The sequence below is a fragment of the Aureimonas flava genome (assembly GCF_003583935.1).
Classification (GTDB): Bacteria; Pseudomonadota; Alphaproteobacteria; order Rhizobiales; family Rhizobiaceae; genus Aureimonas; species Aureimonas flava.
In genome coordinates this window covers 303,146-319,389 of sequence record NZ_QYRN01000005.1, presented here as the reverse complement: position 1 = coordinate 319,389, position 16,244 = coordinate 303,146, and the positions used below count along the sequence as shown (strand labels likewise).

The following is a 16,244-nucleotide window of genomic DNA, read 5'->3' as shown; positions in this document are numbered from 1 at the left end:
TTCACCCTTCCGTGCGCCTTCGATTGCCTCCCGCGCGGCGATTGGCTAGGAACCGCCGAGCTCAACTCGGAGATTTCCATGCGCATCGACGCCATCGCTCGCGGCAAGAACCCGCCCGAGGACATCAACGTCATCATCGAGGTGCCGGTCGGGGGTCATCCGATCAAGTACGAGATGGACAAGGAGTCCGGCGCGCTCTTCGTGGATCGCTTCCTGTACACCCCGATGACCTATCCGGGGAACTACGGCTTCGTGCCGCACACGCTGTCGGACGACGGCGACCCGATCGACGTCCTGGTCTGTTCGACGCGCCCGCTGTTTCCCGGCTGCGTCATCAACTGCCGCCCGATCGGCGTCCTCAAGATGGAGGACAACAAGGGTCTGGACGAGAAGGTGATCGCGGTCCCCTCGCCCGAGCTGACCCAGCGCTACACCAAGGTCTTCGAGCACACCGACCTGCCCGAGATCACGTTGAAGCAGATCGAGCACTTCTTCGAGCACTACAAGGATCTGGAGCCCGGCAAGTGGGTGAAGATCGGCGGCTGGGCCGGCGCGGCCGAGGCGAAGACGATGATCCGCGAGGCGGTCGCGCGCTACGACGCCGCGACGGAGGCGGAGAGGACCGCGACGCCCGTGGGCCAGGAAAACGCCTGACGCCGTCCGGACGCACGATCCAATTCGAGAAGGGGGCCCCGCGGCCCCCTTTTTCGTGGCGGCTCAGCGCATCTGCGCGGCGAGTTCGCGCGTCGGCCAGCAGGTGGAGGGCAGGCCCGCCTTTTCCTGATAGGCGCCGATCGAGCGTCGCGTCTTGAAGCCGGCGAGCCCGTCCGGACGACCGACGTCGTAGCCGCGCGCGACGAGCCGCTCCTGGAGCCGCGCGACGTCGCCCCGCGTCAGCCCCGCGACCTTGCGCCATTCGCCCGAGAACGGGCCGCCGCCCGCCATCCGGTCGGCGAGGTGCCCGATGAACAGGGCGTAGAGGTCGGAGTTGTTGTACTCTTTGATGACGTAGAAGTTGGGCGTGGCCACGAAGGCCGGCCCGAAGCGCCCGGCCGGCATCAGGAGATGGCCGGTCGCCCGCATCTCGTTCGGCGGAAACGCGCGGCCCGAGACGCGGGTCACGCCGGCCTGGGCGAAATCGGCGATCGGACGCCCCTGGTCGGGCCCTTCCAGCGTGCAGGACACCGACGCGGGCACCCTGGCCTCGAAGCCCCAGTCGCGCCCCGGCTGCCAGCCGGACTGGCGCAGGTAGTTGGCGATCGAGGCGAGCGTGTCGGGCACCGAGTTCCAGATGTCGCGGCGCCCGTCGCCGTCGAAGTCCACCGCGAGCGCGCGGAACTTGGTCGGCATGAACTGCGGCTGGCCGAGCGCGCCGGCCCAGGACGACTTCATCTGCGCCGCCGTCAGGTCTCCGTCCTGGACGATCCGGAGCGCGGCGATGAGCTCGGCCCGGAACATCTCCTTGCGCCGTGCGAGATAGGCCTTGGTGCCGAGCACCTCGAAGGCGTCGTAGGGGATCTTGGCCGCGCCGTAGCCCGATTCGCGCCCCCAGACGGCCACCACGATCGGCCCCGGAACCCCGTAGCGCGCCTCGATCCGCTTAATGACGCCGGCATACTGCGCGAGCATCGCGCGCCCGCGGGCGGCGGTCGCCGCCATCTTCGCCTCGTCGAAATAGGCGGTCGGGCTCTGGAACTCGGCCTGCCGGTTGATCTCCTCGACCTTGGCCGCGTCGCCGGGCAGTTGGAGGTCGGGGAGCTTGGTGTTGGCGCGCACGCCCTCGAATGCCGCGTCGAACGTGCGCCGCGACACGCCGACGGCGCGGGCCTCGGGCCAGATGTCGTTCTGCAGGAAGGCGCGGAAGCCGGCCTGCACGTCCTGCGCCGCGGCGACCCCGCCCATCGCCAGCCATGCCGCCAGCGCCCATGCGATCCGTCTCATGTCTCAAGTCCCCGGCATGCCTCGTCCTGCCGGAAGGCTAATGCGGCGGGCTTGCGTCGATCTCGCGGCGGCGGGGAATCAGATCTTCGTGCGCGAGCGCATGGCGGCCGAGAGCGTGCCCTCGTCCAGGTAGTCGAGCTCGCCGCCCACCGGCACCCCATGCGCGAGGCGGGTGACCGAGACATCGAAGTCGGCGAGCTGGTCGATGATGTAGTGCGCGGTGGTCTGCCCCTCGACGGTGGCGTTGACGGCGATCACCAGCTCGCCGATCGACCCTTCCGCCACGCGCTCCACCAGGCGGCGGATGGTGAGGTCGTCGGGGCCGACGCCTTCCAGAGGCGACAGGACGCCGCCCAGCACGTGATAGGCGGCGTTGAGGGCCTTGGCCCGCTCCAGCGCCCAGAGGTCGGACACGTCCTCCACCACGATCACCGTGGTCTGGTCGCGCGCGGGGTCGCGGCAGATCGTGCAGGGGTCGCGCGTGTCGATGTTGCCGCAGTTGGAGCAGACGCGCACCTTCTCGGCGGCCTCCGCCATCGCATCGCCCAAGGGCCGCAGAATCTGCTCCCGCCGCTTCACGAGGTGCAGCGCGGCGCGCCGGGCCGAGCGGGGGCCGAGGCCGGGAAGCTTCGACAGAAGCTGGATCAGCCGCTCGATCTCGGGGCCGGCGATGGTCTTGGACATGGAAGGGCGGCCTCGAAGGGGCGAAGCCGGGCGCGCGGGCGCCCGGCGGCTGGGAGACGGACGCCTAGAAAGGCAGCTTCATGCCCGGCGGCAGCGGCAGGCCGGCGGTCAGGGCCTGCGTCTTCTCCTGCACCACGGCGTCGAGCTTGCGCTTGGCGTCGGCATGGGCGGCGACCAGGAGATCCTCGAGGATGTCCTTCTCGTCGGGCTTGAGCAGCGAGGGGTCGAGCTCGACCGAGACCAGCTCGCCCGTGCCCTTCAGCGTCACCGACACGACGCCGCCGCCGGCCTGCCCGGAGGCCGTGGTCTCGGCGATCTCGGCCTGCAACCCCTGCATCTTCTCCTGCATGGCCTTGGCCTGCTTCATCATGCCCATGAGGTCCTTCATGCGCCCTGTCCCTTGCTGTTGATGTCAGTCGTCCTCGGGGTCGGCGTCCGCCTCGAACAGGACGCCCTCCCCCATGTCGTCATCGCCGCCGTCGAAGCCAAGGTCCGACGGGTCGATGTCGATGCGTTCCGGCAGGTCGCTCTCGTCGGCGAGCGGCGGTCCGTCGTCGGCCGGCTCGGCCGGTTCCGGCTCCCCGCGCAGGCGCACCTCGCGCACCTTCGCGCCCGGCAGGGCGGCGAGGATCGCGGCGACCTCCGGGTCGGCCTCGGCCTCGGCGATCAGACGCGCACGGCGCGCGGCGTCCGCCTCCTCCAGCGTCTCGCCGCCGCCCTTGCCGGCCACCGTGACGACCCAGCGCATGCCGGTCCATTCGAACAGCCGCTTGGTGAGCTCGCCGGAGAGCGCCACCGGCGCGCCATCGGCAAGCTCGATCTCCAGGCGTCCGGGCTCCATGCGCACGAGGCGCAGATAGCGGCGGATCCATGCCTTCATGCGGGAGTCGCGCCGCTCGCCCGCCAGCCTCTCCAGGTCGCGCAGCGAGGCTGGCAGGCTGTCGGGGTCCGCCACCACGGCGGGCGCGGCGGCCGGCGACACGGGCTGCGGGGCGGAGGCCACCATGCGCGCGGCCAGGGTCGGCCCGCCGGCGCGCATCTGCGGCGCCGTCGGCGGGGGGGCCGCGACGGCTGCCGAGACGGACGGCGCGACCGCAGCCGGTGCGCCGTCGCCGCGCGGCGCTGCCGCCCCGTTCGACGGCCCGGGGGAGCTCGACGCCGGGCGCGCGCCCCCCTCGCGCAGGAGCCGGGCGAGGTCTTCCGGCGAGGGCAGCGTGGTGGCGTAGGCGATGCGGATCAGCGCCATCTCGGCCGCCTGCCGCGGCGCGCTCGCCGCGCGCGTCTCCTCGATCGCCTTGAGCAGCATCTGCCAGACCTCGGACAGGGTGCGCACCGACAGGCGCTCGGCGAAGTCGCGGCCGCGCTCCACCTCGACCGGCGAAAGCGAGGCGTCGCCCGCGGTCTCGGGCACGAAGCGCAGCGAGGTGACGAGATGGGTGAAGTCCGCAAGGTCCGTCAGCACCACCAGCGGATCGGCGCCGACCTCGTACTGTCCGGCGAACTCGCGCAGCGCCCCCGCTCCGTCGCCCCGCATCAGCAGCTCGAACAGGGTGACGATGCGCGCCCGGTCGGCAAGGCCCAGCATGTCGCGCACCGTGCCGGCCTCGACATGGCCCGCGCCGTGGGCGATCGCCTGGTCGGTGAGCGACAGCGCGTCGCGCACCGATCCCTCCGACGCGCGGGCGAGGAGGCGCAGCGCGTCGTCGTCGGCTTCGACGGATTCGGCGTCCAGTACCCGGCGCAGGTGCGCGATCATCACGGCCGGATCGACGCGCCGCAGGTCGAAGCGCTGGCAGCGCGACAGGACGGTGATGGGGACCTTGCGGATCTCGGTGGTGGCGAACACGAACTTCACGTGCTCTGGCGGCTCCTCCAGCGTCTTCAGCAGGCCGTTGAAGGCCTGCGTGGACAGCATGTGGACCTCGTCGATGATGTAGACCTTGTAGCGCGCCGAGACCGGGCGGTAGCGCACCTGCGCGATGATCTCGCGGATGTCGTCGATGCCCGTGTGCGAGGCGGCGTCCATCTCCACCACGTCCACATGGCGCCCCTCCATGATCGCCTGATCGTGGAGGCCGGGCTCGATCATGTGGATCGTCGGCTGGTGGACGGTCTCGGTCTCGTAGTTCAGCGCACGGGCGAGGATGCGCGCCGTGGTGGTCTTGCCGACCCCGCGCACGCCGGTCAGCATCCAGGCCTGCGCGATGCGCCCCGCCTCGAAGGCGTTGGTCAGGGTGCGCACCATCGGCTCCTGGCCGATCAGGTCGTCGAAGGAACGGGGACGGTACTTGCGCGCCAGGACGCGGTAGGGCGTCGCGGCGGTCGGGGGATGGGGATCCTCGGCCATCGGCTCCATTCGGCTGCGGGGCGCGGCGACCGGCTGCTCGAGCCGGCGGCGCCGGCGCGACCCTACGCGGCTTTTCGCACAATGCAATCGGCGCGCCGTCGCAGCGACGGCCGACATGGAAAAAGCGATCGGGCTCGGGATGGGCAGATCCGTCGCATCTCGCGGCGACCGCGCGCTTCGCCTATGAAGGCGAATCGCCCCGGACACCGGATGCCGGACGAAAGGGTGGGAGGCTGGCACGATGACCCGTGCCGGAATCGTTGGGGCTGCTTCCTTCCGGACCTGACCCGGTTGGCGAGCGGCTCGTCCACCACCAACCTCCCGCCCTCCATATCGTGGAGATCGCCTCGAAATGCAAGCCGACCCCCTCGCCTTCTCGCTCGACGAACGCCTCGACGCGGACACGCGCTTCCTGTGCGACCTGCCGCTGTGCCGGCTCCTGCTGATGCGCGACGCGCGCTGGCCCTGGCTGATCCTGGTGCCCCGCCGGCCTGCCTTGGTCGAGCTGTTCGACCTGGAGGAACGCGACCGGCTGGCGCTCCTGGCGGAGGCGAACCGCGTCGCGGAGGTCCTGAGCGCGGCCACGGGGTCGGAGAAAATCAATCTCGGCGCCCTCGGCAACGTCGTCCGGCAGTTCCATCTCCACGTCGTCGCGCGCTCGTCCGGCGACCCGAACTGGCCGAGGCCGGTCTGGGGCTTCGAGAGCGCCCTTCCCTATCCGGCCGGCGCCGAGGAGGCGCTCGCCCGCTCCGTCCTGGAAAGACTCGCATGACCCCCGCAGATCCTCCCCGCCTCGGCTACTCCCGCAACCCGCTGCGCCGCGACGGCGAACTGCGCAACGAGGCGTCGCTGGCCGAGGCGCTCGCCGATCCCGCCGCGCGCGTCTACCTCACCGCCGGCGGGCAGTGGCTATGCCGGGGCGACGAGACGCCCGACCCGGCCTTCTCTGTGGCGGAGGCCGCCGCGCTGGCGGGCGACGCGGCGATCGAACTGCTGCTGGGGCACGAGGGAGGCGCGCCCCGGCTCGCCGCCGCGATCGCGCCGCGCGAGCCGGACGGCGACGTCGCCGGCTGGGACCTTCGCGCGCTCGGCATGCGCGAGGTGCTGCCGCCCGAGGTGGAGGGGCAGCTCGCCCAGGCCGCCCATCTCCTGAACTGGCACGCCTCGGCGCGCTTCTGCGGGCGGTGCGGCGCGCCGACGCGCAGCGAGGCGGCCGGCTTCCGCCGCCGCTGCACGGCCTGCGGGCACCTCGTCTTCCCGCGCACCGACCCCGTGTCGATCATGCTGGTGCACGACGGGGCCGGGCGCTGCGTGCTCGGTCGCCAGCCGCATTTCGCGCCCGGCATGTGGTCGTGCCTCGCCGGCTTCGTGGAGGCGGGCGAGACGCTGGAGGACGCCGTCCGGCGCGAGACCCTGGAGGAGGCCGGCCTTGCGGTGGACGAGGTGCGCTACCATTCCTCGCAGCCCTGGCCCTTCCCCGGATCGCTGATGATCGGCTGCATCGCGCGGAGCCCCCACGGGCCGATCGCCTTCGACGCCACCGAGCTTGAGGACTGCCGCTGGTTCGACCGCGCGGAGGTCCGGGCGATGATGGAGAACCGGCATCCAGAGGGCCTCGTCGCGCCGGCGCGCTTCGCGATCGCGCACCACCTGCTGGCTGCCTTCGCAAGCGGCAACGAGCTGTCTTCGAAATAGGCATTAAGATGACATGAACGCGGAATTGGCGGAGTTATGCGCGATGTGCACAACAGTCGTGCGAAACATGCTCTCCTTTTAAGCATCTGCGGGGCGTATATCGGGTTCAACGAAATCCGACGTTCCCCGAGGCTCCCATGCTCAACTCCATCGCCCAGCGCATCCAGTCCTTCCGTTCGCACCGCCGCACCATCATCGAGCTCAACAGCATGGACGACCGCATGCTGAGCGACATCGGCGTGCTGCGCGGCGACATCGACCGCATGGTGCGCGTCGGCCGCTAAGCCGCCGCTTCTCCATCGCCCCAACGAAAAAGGCCCCGCTCGCGCGGGGCCTTTTTCGTTGGGGCGGGGCGCCCTCAGTCCGCCGCGTGCGGATGGGCCGGACGGTCCGGCGAAGCGGGGTAGACGCCCATGATCGACACGCGCTTGGAGAAGAAGCGCAGCTCGTCCAGCGCGCGGGCGACGCCCGGGTCCTCGGGATGGCCTTCGATGTCGGAGAAGAACTGCGTCGCCACGAACTTGCCCTCGAGCTGGTAGCTTTCGAGCTTGGTCATGTTGATGCCGTTGGTGGCGAAGCCTCCGAGCGCCTTGTAGAGGGCGGCCGGCAGGTTGCGCACCTCGAACACGAAGGTCGTCACCACCACCCCCTCCGAGCGCGGCGCCCAGAGCTCCCGCCCCCGGCCCGGCCGCGACAGGACCACGAAGCGCGTCGTGTTGTGCTCGGCGTCCTCGACGTTCTCGGCCAGGATGTCGAGCCCGTAGAGTTCGGCCGCCAGGCGCGGCGCGAGCGCGGCGACGTGGGGCTCCGGCATCTGCGAGACGACGCGCGCCGCTCCGGCCGTGTCGCCGGCCACCACCGGCTTCCAGCCGTTGCGGCGCAGGATGCCGCGGCACTGGCCGAGGGCGTGGATATGGCTGTGCACCTCGCGGATGTCGCCCATCGCCACCCCGCGCTTCGCCATGAGCTGGAAGCGGATCGGAAGGAAGAACTCGCCCACGATCTGGAGGCCCGAGACGGGCAGGAGATGGTGGATGTCGGCGACGCGGCCGGCGATGGTGTTCTCGATCGGGATCATCGCGAGGTCGGCCTCGCCGCGCGTCACGGCGGCCAGCGCATCCTCGAAGGTCGGGCACGGCAGGGGCTCGAGATCGGGATACATGGTGCGGGACGCGGTGTCGGAATTCGCGCCCGGCTCGCCCTGGAAGGAAATCCGGCCCGAACGGGCCGCCGGCTCGAAGAAGCGGCGCGCCTCCTCCAGCTGATGGGGCATGTCGACACCGAGCGGCACGGCGTCCACGACCTCCGCCTGGATCCGCATTCCCGCTTCCAGCGCGCGGAGCTGCTCCAGCTTCTCGCGCGTCTCCAGCGGCGAGGGCGCGAGCGCCACGAAACGCGCGAGCGCCGCCCGCCGATAGGCGTAGATGCCGACGTGGTGATAGAGCGGCCCCTCGCCCGTGGGCGCCGTGGCGCGGGTGAAGTAGAGGGCGCTCAGCCGGTCCGGCCCCACCGGCGTGCCGACCAGCTTGACCACGCTCGGATCGTCCCGGTCCGCCTCGTTCGCGATGGCGACCGCGACGGTTGCGATGTCGCAGCGCGGATCCTCGAACGGGCGCAGCACGGCGCGGATCGTCTCCGGCTCGATGGTCGGCAGGTCGCCCTGGAGGTTGATCACCGTCTCCACCTCGCCCGCCGGATCGAGGCGCTCCAGCGCCTCGAAAATCCGGTCCGAGCCCGACTGGTGGTGGCCGCCCGTCATCACCGCCTCGAAGCCGGCCGCCACCGCCGCGTCCCGGATCGAGGGATCGTCGGTGGCCACCACGACGCGGCCGATGGCGGCCTCGCGCGCACGCTCGGCCACGCGCACGATCATCGGACGTCCCGCGATGTCGGCGAGCGGCTTGGCGGGAAGCCGGGTCGAGGCCAGTCGGGACGGGATGAGGATCATGGTGGACATGGACGGGAACTCTGGTGCGGACGTGGGAAATTTAGGCGAAGCTGTGACAGGAGGGCGCTTGATCGATTCCGATCGGAATGTCAGAACGCTTCCAATTGACGGGCTCAGCAGGGGCCGCCGGAGCCGGCGGAACACGCTTCGGTCCGCGGAACGTCGAAAGCGCGTGTCGTCGGCCCCTTGCGCCGGCTGCAGAGGGAGCCGCCCTTTATCATGAATTCGTTCGAGGCCAACAAGATCTTCGGCGCCCTGCTCGGCACCGTGTTCGTTCTGTTCGGCGGCAGCCTACTGGCCGAGGGCATCTTCCACGCAGAGACGCCCGAGAAACCCGGTTTCGAGATCGCGGTGCCCGACGCGCCGGCCGGCGGCGGCGCCGCCCCGGCCGCCAACGAGGTGACGCCGGTCGGCCAGCTCATGCAGTCCGCCAACGCCGAGGCGGGCGCGGCGATCTTCAAGCGCTGCCAGGCCTGCCACTCGGGCGAGAAGGGCGGCCCCAACAAGGTCGGCCCCGACCTGTGGGACATCGTGAACCGGCCGATCGCCTCGCACGAGGGCTTCAGCTACTCGGCGGCGCTGACCGAGTTCTCGCAGGGCAAGTCGGTCGTCTGGGACTGGGACCACCTGAACCACTTCCTGCACGGCCCCAAGCAGTACGTCCAGGGCACGGCCATGGGCTTCGCGGGCATCCCGAAGGACCAGGAGCGCGCGGACCTTCTCGCCTATCTCGGCACCCTGTCCGACAACCCGCCCCCGCCGCCCGCGCCCGACGCCGGCGCGCCGGCCGGCGGCGAAGCGGCGGCCGAGGGCGCGGCACCTGCCGAAGGGGCAGCGCCGGCCGAGGGTGCCGCGGCGCCCGCCGAGGGCGCGGCCGCCCCCGCGCCGACCACGCCGAACGCCACCACCAACGCGAACGCGCTGCCCAACGACGCGGTGAGCCAGCCGCAGGGCGCCGGCACCACCGACCAGACCACGGGCGCCGCCCCGACCACCCCGCCCGCCGGAACGGTGCCCGCCACCGGCGACAACGCGACCAGCGCGCCGGCGGGTGCCCCCGTGCCGCCGGCCGAGCCGGGCCAGGCCGCGCCGGAGGCACCGGGCACGCAGGCCCCGCAGCAGAACCCGGCCCCCGCGACGCCGGCGGCTCCCGCCGCCCCGGCCGAAAATCCGGCTCCGGCTCCGGCTCCGGCGCAGTAAGCACAGAAGACGCTTCGACGACGGGAAAGCCGGACCGGCCAAGGTCCGGCTTTCTTCGTTTCGGGCCCGGTTCGCGCGCTAGCTCGGGTGGACAGGGTGGCGGCGAAGCTTACACTTTCGTCAGACGCGCCTTTCGCCCGAGGAAGGCCACAAAGCTCGGGCGGGGTCTGGGCATCCGGCCCGCCCGCCGCGCCGGCCCCGCCAGATGGAGATCGATTTGCCGCCAGTCTCGCGCGCCGTGTCCGCCCTCGCCCTGACCGCTTTCCTCGCCCTGTCGGGCGCGCCGGCCCTGGCGCAGGAGGCGGCGGCACCCGCAGCGCCCGGTACGCCGACGCGGCAGGCGGGCGAATGGCGGACCTCGTCGTCGCTGATCCGGCCCTCGAAATACGGCGACGACTTCGCCCATTACGACTATGTGAACCCCGACGCGCCGAAGGGCGGGCGCCTCAATCTCCAGACGTCGGGGACGTTCGACAGCTTCAACCCCTTCCCCGTCCGAGGCACCCCGGCGGCCGGCTTCGCCGCCTTCGGCGGGGGGATCGCCTACGACACGCTGATGGACCAGGCACCGGACGAGCCGGGCGTCAGCCACGGGCTGATCGCCGAGGCGATGCGCTACCCGGACGACTTCTCCTCCGTCACCTTCCGTCTCGATCCCGACGCCCGCTTCCAGGACGGGCAGCCGATCACCGCCGACGACGTGATCTGGACCTTCCGGACGGTGACGCGCCTGTCCCCGCTCTACGCCAACTACTACCACAACGTGACCAGCGCCGAGGTGACCGGCGAGCGCGAGGTGACCTTCCGCTTCGATCAGACCGGAAACCGCGAGCTGCCCAACATCATGGGCGACCTCGTGGTGCTGCCCCGGCACTTCTGGGAAGGCACGGACGCGCAGGGGCGCAAGCGCGACATCGACAACCCGACGCTGGAGGTCCCGGTCGGATCGGGCCCTTACCGCGTCAAGGCCTACCAGCCCGGGTCCACCGTCACCTGGGAGCGCGTGCCGGACTACTGGGCGGCGGACAAGGGCCCCCGCCGCGGCCGCTTCAACTACGACGAGATCCGCTACACCTACTTCCGCGACCAGAGCGCCGGCTGGGAGGCCTTCAAGCGCGGCGGCTTCTCCGACTACCGCTCGGAGAACAGCGCCGGCCGCTGGGCGCAGGGCTACGACTTCCCCGCCTTCCGCGACGGGCGCGTCAAGAAGGAGGCGATTCCCTCCGAGAGCGGCGAGCCGATGCAGGGCTTCGTGCTCAACACGCGGCGCGAGAAGTTCTCCGATCCGCGCACGCGTCACGCGCTGACGCTCGCCTACAACTTCCAGGAGATGAACCGCTCGCTGTTCTACGGGCAGTACGCGCGCACCACGAGCTATTTCCAGGGCACCGAGCTCGCCTCCTCGGGCCTGCCGAGCGAGGCGGAGCTGAAGATCCTCGAGCCGCTGCGCGCCGAGATCCCGCCCGAAGTCTTCACGACGCCCTTCACCCTGCCCGACTACTCGGACCCGGGCGCCGAGCGCACCTACCTGCGCGAGGCCTTCGAACTCCTGACGCAGGCCGGCTGGAAGCGGCAGGGCTCGCAGCTCGTGAACGCCAAGGGCGAGCCGTTCCGCATCGAGTTCCTGGCGGCCGACCCGTCCTCGAGCCGCGTCATCGATCCCTTCGCCAACCAGCTCAAGCGTCTCGGCATCGAGACCTCGACGCGCATCGTGGACGCCTCGCAGTATCAGGCGCTCGCCGACAATTTCGACTACGACGTAGTGACCGACGTCATGGCGCAGTCTCTTTCGCCCGGCAACGAGCAGCGCGACTTCTGGTCCAGCGCGGCGGCGAGCCAGCCGGGTAGCCGCAACGCGGCCGGCATCCGCAACCCGGCCGTCGACGCCATCATCGAGAAGATCATCTACGCGCCGGACCGCGACAGTCTCGTGGCCGCGACGCACGCCCTCGACCGGGTTCTCCTGTGGAACTTCTACGTCGTGCCGCAGTACCACAACCCCAACATCTGGCTCGCCTGGTGGGACAAGTTCGGCATGCCCGAGCGGCGACCGGCCTATGCCGGCATCGATCCGTTCTCGTGGTGGGTCAAGGGCGAGGTGCCGGTGAACACGCCGGCAGATCAGGCGGCTGCGGGCGCGCCCGACCCGGCCGCCGCGCCCGCCATTCCCGCCTCGCGACCCTGAGGGCCGACCGATGACGGAAAGCTTCGTTCGCATCAGCCGTCGCCATTTCGGCAAGCTGGCGATGGGCGCGGCGGCGGCCGCCGCCCTGCCCCGCCTGTCCTTCGCCGACAATCCCGCCGACACGCCGCTGCACGGCCTGTCGGCCTTCGGCGATCTGAAATATCCGGCGGACTACGCGCAGTTCGACTACGCGACGCCGGAGGCGCCGGCCGGCGGCCGGTTCACCTTCACCGTGCCGTCCTGGTTCTTCAACCAGTCCCCCGACACGTTCGACACGTTCAACACGCTGGTGCTCCAAGGCAACGCGCCGCCGCGCATGGAGATGCTCTACGAGGGCCTGATGCTCTCCACGCTGGACGAGCCGGACGCGATCTACGGGCTTTTGGCCGAAAGCGTCGCGGTCTCCGCCGACGGCAACCGCTTCACCTTCCGGCTGCGGCCTGAGGCGCGCTTCTCGACCGACGCGCCGGTGACGGCCGCCGACGTCGTGTTCTCCTACGACACGCTGAAACGGGAGGGCCATCCGTCCCTTGCCATCCAGCTCGTGGAGGTGACCGAGGTCGCCGCCGAGGACGAGCGGACCGTTCGCATCGTCTTTTCCGGCCGCCAGACCGTGCCGACCGCGCTGGCCGCGCTGTCGATGCCGATCGTGCCGGCCGCCTTCTTCGCCGACCGACCCTTCGGGCAGGGCGGCTTCGATGCTATTCCCGGCTCCGGAGCATGGGAGGTGGGCCGCTACGCCGCCGGGCGCTTCATCGAGTACGAGAAGCGCGCCGACTACTGGGGCCGCGACATGCCCTTCTCCAAGGGGCTCGGCCATTTCCAGACCATCCGCGTCGAGTGCTTCCGAGACCGTCAAGCCGCGCTGGAAGCCTTCAAGAAGGGCGACGTGACCTATCGCGAGGAGTTCACGCCGCGCGCCTGGGCGAGCGAATACGCGTTCCCGGCCGCGCAGGACGGACGCGTGAAGCGCGACACCATCCCCGGCGAGAGCTGGCCGAACTTCCAGTGCTGGGCGCTGAACCAGCGCCGGGCCCAGTTCGGCGACGCGCGGGTGCGACGCGCGATCAACCTGTGCTTCGACTTCGAGTGGACCAACGCCAACCTCCTGTTCGGCCTGCGCCAGCACTCTCAGTCGCCGTTCGAGCTGTCGGACTACGTGGCGACCGGCGCGCCGACGCCGGAGGAACTCGCCGTCCTCGAGCCGCTGCGGGCCGACCTGCCGCCGGAGGTCTTCGGCGAGGTCTGGACCCAGCCCGTCACCGACGGTTCGGGCCGCGACCGTCGGCCCTTGCGCGAAGCCTCCGAGCTCTTCGCCGCCGCCGGCTGGACGCGGCGGGGCTCGACCCTAGTGGACGCGGCCGGCCAGCCATTCCGCCTCGAATATCTCCTGAACGACCCCGAGCAGGGTCGCGTCTACGGGAAGATGGTCGAGAACATGAAGCTGCTCGGCGTCGAGGCGTCGATGCGCGTGGTGGACGCCGCCCAGTATCAGGACCGGCTGAACCGCTTCGACTTCGACATGATCCTCTGCCGCTTCGGCTTCAACGGCACGCCGACGCGCGAAGGGATGTCGCTCTTCTTCGGCTCGAACGCGCGCGACCGCGACGGGTCCTACAACTATCCCGGCATGGCGAGCCCGGCGGTGGACCGACTTCTCGACCGGATCGGCGAGGCGAGGAGCCGCGACGAGCTGACGCATACCATGCGCGCGCTCGACCGCGTGCTGCGCTGGCGGCTCGACTGGATCCCGAACATCCACGCCGAGGGCCACAACAGCGCGTGGTGGGACATGTTCGGCATGGCGCCCACGAAGCCCGAATACGGCTTTCCGGTGGAACATCTCTGGTGGTACGACGAATCCAAGGCCAAGGCGATCGGCCGGGCGTGATCGCGCCCGCCGACGCCTTCGCACAACGGAACCGCTGAATGGCCGCATACATCCTTCGACGCCTTCTCCTGATGATCCCGACGCTGCTCGGGATCATGGCCGTGTCCTTCGTGGTCATCCAGTTCGCGCCCGGCGGCCCGGTGGAGCAGGTGATCGCCGGCCTCCAGGGCCAGGGCGGCGGCGCGGCGGACCGGCTGGGCGGCGGGGGCGGCGACATGGCCGCCCAGAGCGGCGACACGTCCGGCTACCGCGGGGCGCAGGGGCTCGACCCGGAGTTCATCAAGCGGCTGGAGGAGCAGTTCGGCTTCGACAAGCCGGCCTGGCAGCGCTTCGGCGAGATGATCTGGAACTACGCCCGCTTCGACTTCGGGACGAGCTTCTTCTCCAACGCCACCGTGGTCGACCTGATCGTCCAGAAGCTGCCCGTATCGATCTCGCTCGGCCTCTGGATCACGCTTCTCTCCTACGTGATCTCGATCCCGCTCGGCATCCGCAAGGCGCTGCACGAGGGCTCGCGCTTCGACACCTGGACGAGCGCCGTCATCATCGTCGCCTACGCGATCCCCGGCTTCCTGTTCGCCGTCCTGCTGATCGTCCTGTTCGCGGGCGGCTCGTTCCTCGACTGGTTTCCGCTGCGCGGCCTCACCTCCGACAACTGGGCGCAGCTGTCCTGGCCGGCGCGCATCGCCGACTACTTCTGGCACCTGACGCTGCCGCTGATCGCGCTGTCGCTCTCGGCCTTCGCCACCACCACGCTCCTGACCAAGAACTCGTTCCTGGACGAGATCCGCAAGCAGTACGTGACCACCGCGCGGGCCAAGGGCCTCGCCGAGCGGCGCGTGCTCTACGGCCACGTCTTCCGCAACGCAATGCTCATCATCGTGGCCGGCTTTCCGGGCGCCTTCATCTCGGCCTTCTTCGCCGGCTCGCTGCTGATCGAGACCATCTTCTCCCTGGACGGGCTGGGCCTCCTGTCCTTCGAGAGCATCTACAAGCGGGACTATCCGGTGGTGTTCGCCACGCTCTACATCTTCTCCCTGATCGGGCTCGTGACCACGCTGATCTCCGACCTCACCTATACCTGGATCGATCCGCGCATCGACTTCGAGCGGCGGGAGGTCTGACCCGGTGACCGATACCGTCGAGGACCGCAACGCCAAGGATCGCCCGGCCGAGCCGGCCACGCTGCGCGAGGCGCAGGGCGGCGCCAGCGGCGTCGCCCAGGCCGGGCCGCCGGTGGTCGCCATGGGCCGGCCGCCGCGCCTGTCCCCGCTCAACCAGCGCCGCTGGCAGAACTTCAAGGCCAACCGGCGCGGCTGGTGGTCGCTCTGGATCTTCGGCCTGCTCTTCGTGGTGACGCTCTGCGCCGAGTTCGTCGCCAACGACAAGCCGATCCTGATCTCCTACAAGAACGAGTACTACGCGCCGATCTTCCGGGACTACCCGGAGGAGGTGTTCGGCGGCTTCCTGCCCGTCACCAACTACCGCGACCCGTTCATCCAGGACGAGATCGCCGCCAACGGCTGGATGATCTGGCCGCCGATCCGCTACTCCTACCAGAGCGTCAACAACGAGATCCCGACGCCCGCCCCCTCCCCGCCGTCCTGGACCTTCTCCAAGGAGGAGCGCTGCGCGCGCTACCCGCAAGGGGTGGCCGACCCCAACTGCACGGTCGGCAACTGGAACTGGCTCGGCACCGACGACCAGGCGCGGGACGTGCTCGCCCGGCTGATCTACGGCTTCCGCATCTCCGTCCTGTTCGGCCTGATCCTGACCGCCGCCTCGGCCGTGATCGGCGTCTTCGCGGGCGCCGTTCAAGGCTATTTCGGCGGCTGGGTCGATCTTCTGTTCCAGCGCTTCATCGAGATCTGGTCCTCGATCCCGGTGCTCTACCTGCTCCTGATCGTCGCCGCGATCCTGCCGCCCGGCTTCTGGATCCTCCTCGGCATCATGCTCCTGTTCTCGTGGGTGGCCTTCGTGGGCGTGGTGCGGGCCGAGTTCCTGCGCGCGCGCAACTTCGAATACGTCAATGCCGCCCGCGCGCTCGGCGTCGGCGACTGGACCATCATGGGCCGCCACCTCCTGCCCAACGCCATGGTGGCGACGCTGACCTTCCTGCCCTTCATCCTGAACGGGTCGATCACCACGCTGACGTCGCTCGACTTCCTGGGCTTCGGACTGCCGCCCGGCTCGCCATCCCTCGGCGAGCTCCTGGCGCAGGGCCGCAACAACCTCCAGGCACCCTGGCTCGGCATCTCGGGCTTCGTGGTCCTGTCGCTGATGCTCTCGCTTCTCGTCTTCGTCGGCGAGGCGGTGCGCGATGCCTTCGACCCTCGCAAGAGCTTCCGGTGAC

14 protein-coding genes, 1 other RNA gene and 1 pseudogene are annotated in these 16,244 nt (G+C 70.3%); 9 read left to right on the top strand and 7 right to left on the bottom strand.

Features of this window, described 5'->3' with window-relative positions:
* Positions 1-78: 78 nt before the first annotated feature.
* Positions 79-654 carry an inorganic diphosphatase gene (gene ppa / locus D3218_RS11335; RefSeq protein ID WP_119540180.1) on the top strand — a complete coding sequence of 192 codons (576 nt, stop codon included), beginning with the start codon at positions 79-81 and terminating at the stop codon, positions 652-654.
* A 63-nt stretch (positions 655-717) separates the two neighbouring features.
* Here ppa and D3218_RS11330 read toward each other — a convergent pair whose 3' ends face one another.
* The 5 genes from D3218_RS11330 to ffs all read right to left on the bottom strand — a co-directional run bounded on the left by D3218_RS11330 (position 718) and on the right by ffs (position 5,294).
* Positions 718-1,941 (bottom strand): lytic murein transglycosylase, encoded by a 1,224-nt coding sequence (locus D3218_RS11330; RefSeq protein ID WP_119540179.1) that lies wholly within the window; start codon positions 1,939-1,941, stop codon positions 718-720.
* Positions 1,942-2,019: 78 nt separating this feature from the next.
* Positions 2,020-2,625, bottom strand: coding sequence for a recombination mediator RecR (recR, locus tag D3218_RS11325; protein WP_119540178.1), 606 nt, complete (start codon positions 2,623-2,625; stop codon positions 2,020-2,022).
* A gap of 64 nt (positions 2,626-2,689) precedes the next feature.
* Complete coding sequence (locus D3218_RS11320; protein ID WP_119540177.1) at positions 2,690-3,013, bottom strand: YbaB/EbfC family nucleoid-associated protein; 324 nt, start codon at positions 3,011-3,013, stop codon at positions 2,690-2,692.
* A gap of 24 nt (positions 3,014-3,037) precedes the next feature.
* Positions 3,038-4,972, bottom strand: a complete 1,935-nt coding sequence (locus D3218_RS11315) for a DNA polymerase III subunit gamma/tau (protein ID WP_119540292.1) — start codon at positions 4,970-4,972, stop codon at positions 3,038-3,040.
* Positions 4,973-5,197: 225 nt separating this feature from the next.
* Positions 5,198-5,294, bottom strand: an RNA gene (gene ffs, locus D3218_RS11310) — signal recognition particle sRNA small type.
* A gap of 30 nt (positions 5,295-5,324) precedes the next feature.
* Between ffs and D3218_RS11305 the strand changes: the two genes are divergently transcribed.
* The 3 genes from D3218_RS11305 to D3218_RS11295 all read left to right on the top strand — a co-directional run bounded on the left by D3218_RS11305 (position 5,325) and on the right by D3218_RS11295 (position 6,951).
* Positions 5,325-5,744, top strand: a complete 420-nt coding sequence (locus tag D3218_RS11305) for an HIT domain-containing protein (protein ID WP_119540176.1) — start codon at positions 5,325-5,327, stop codon at positions 5,742-5,744.
* Entirely contained in the window at positions 5,741-6,667 is a 927-nt protein-coding gene (nudC, locus tag D3218_RS11300) for an NAD(+) diphosphatase (protein ID WP_119540175.1), read from the top strand. Before D3218_RS11305 ends, nudC begins: the two co-directional genes overlap by 4 nt.
* Positions 6,668-6,804: 137 nt before the next feature.
* Positions 6,805-6,951, top strand: a complete 147-nt coding sequence (locus D3218_RS11295) for a DUF1127 domain-containing protein (RefSeq protein ID WP_119540174.1) — start codon at positions 6,805-6,807, stop codon at positions 6,949-6,951.
* A gap of 74 nt (positions 6,952-7,025) precedes the next feature.
* On the opposite strand, the gene D3218_RS20115 is transcribed toward D3218_RS11295, so the two are convergent.
* Both D3218_RS20115 and D3218_RS20110 read right to left on the bottom strand, forming a co-directional pair.
* Complete coding sequence (locus tag D3218_RS20115) at positions 7,026-7,940, bottom strand: prephenate dehydratase (RefSeq protein ID WP_245415021.1); 915 nt, start codon at positions 7,938-7,940, stop codon at positions 7,026-7,028.
* Positions 7,914-8,615 (bottom strand): annotated as a pseudogene (locus tag D3218_RS20110) (3-deoxy-manno-octulosonate cytidylyltransferase); the annotation flags it as partial. The pseudogene D3218_RS20110 and the gene D3218_RS20115, both read right to left, overlap by 27 nt.
* Before the next feature lie 219 nt (positions 8,616-8,834).
* Here D3218_RS20110 and D3218_RS11285 point away from each other — a divergent pair.
* The 5 genes from D3218_RS11285 (at position 8,835) to D3218_RS11265 (ending at position 16,243) form a co-directional block, all read left to right on the top strand.
* Positions 8,835-9,815, top strand: coding sequence for a c-type cytochrome (locus D3218_RS11285; RefSeq protein WP_119540172.1), 981 nt, complete (start codon positions 8,835-8,837; stop codon positions 9,813-9,815).
* Between the two features lie 238 nt (positions 9,816-10,053).
* On the top strand, positions 10,054-12,000 hold the full coding sequence (locus tag D3218_RS11280; RefSeq protein WP_425359304.1) for an extracellular solute-binding protein: 1,947 nt from the start codon (positions 10,054-10,056) through the stop codon (positions 11,998-12,000).
* A 10-nt stretch (positions 12,001-12,010) separates the two neighbouring features.
* Entirely contained in the window at positions 12,011-13,891 is a 1,881-nt protein-coding gene (locus tag D3218_RS11275) for an extracellular solute-binding protein (protein WP_119540170.1), read from the top strand.
* A 38-nt stretch (positions 13,892-13,929) separates the two neighbouring features.
* Positions 13,930-15,015, top strand: coding sequence for a microcin C ABC transporter permease YejB (locus D3218_RS11270; RefSeq protein ID WP_119540169.1), 1,086 nt, complete (start codon positions 13,930-13,932; stop codon positions 15,013-15,015).
* 121 nt (positions 15,016-15,136) lie between these two features.
* Complete coding sequence (locus D3218_RS11265; RefSeq protein WP_119540291.1) at positions 15,137-16,243, top strand: ABC transporter permease; 1,107 nt, start codon at positions 15,137-15,139, stop codon at positions 16,241-16,243.
* Position 16,244: the final 1 nt, after the last annotated feature.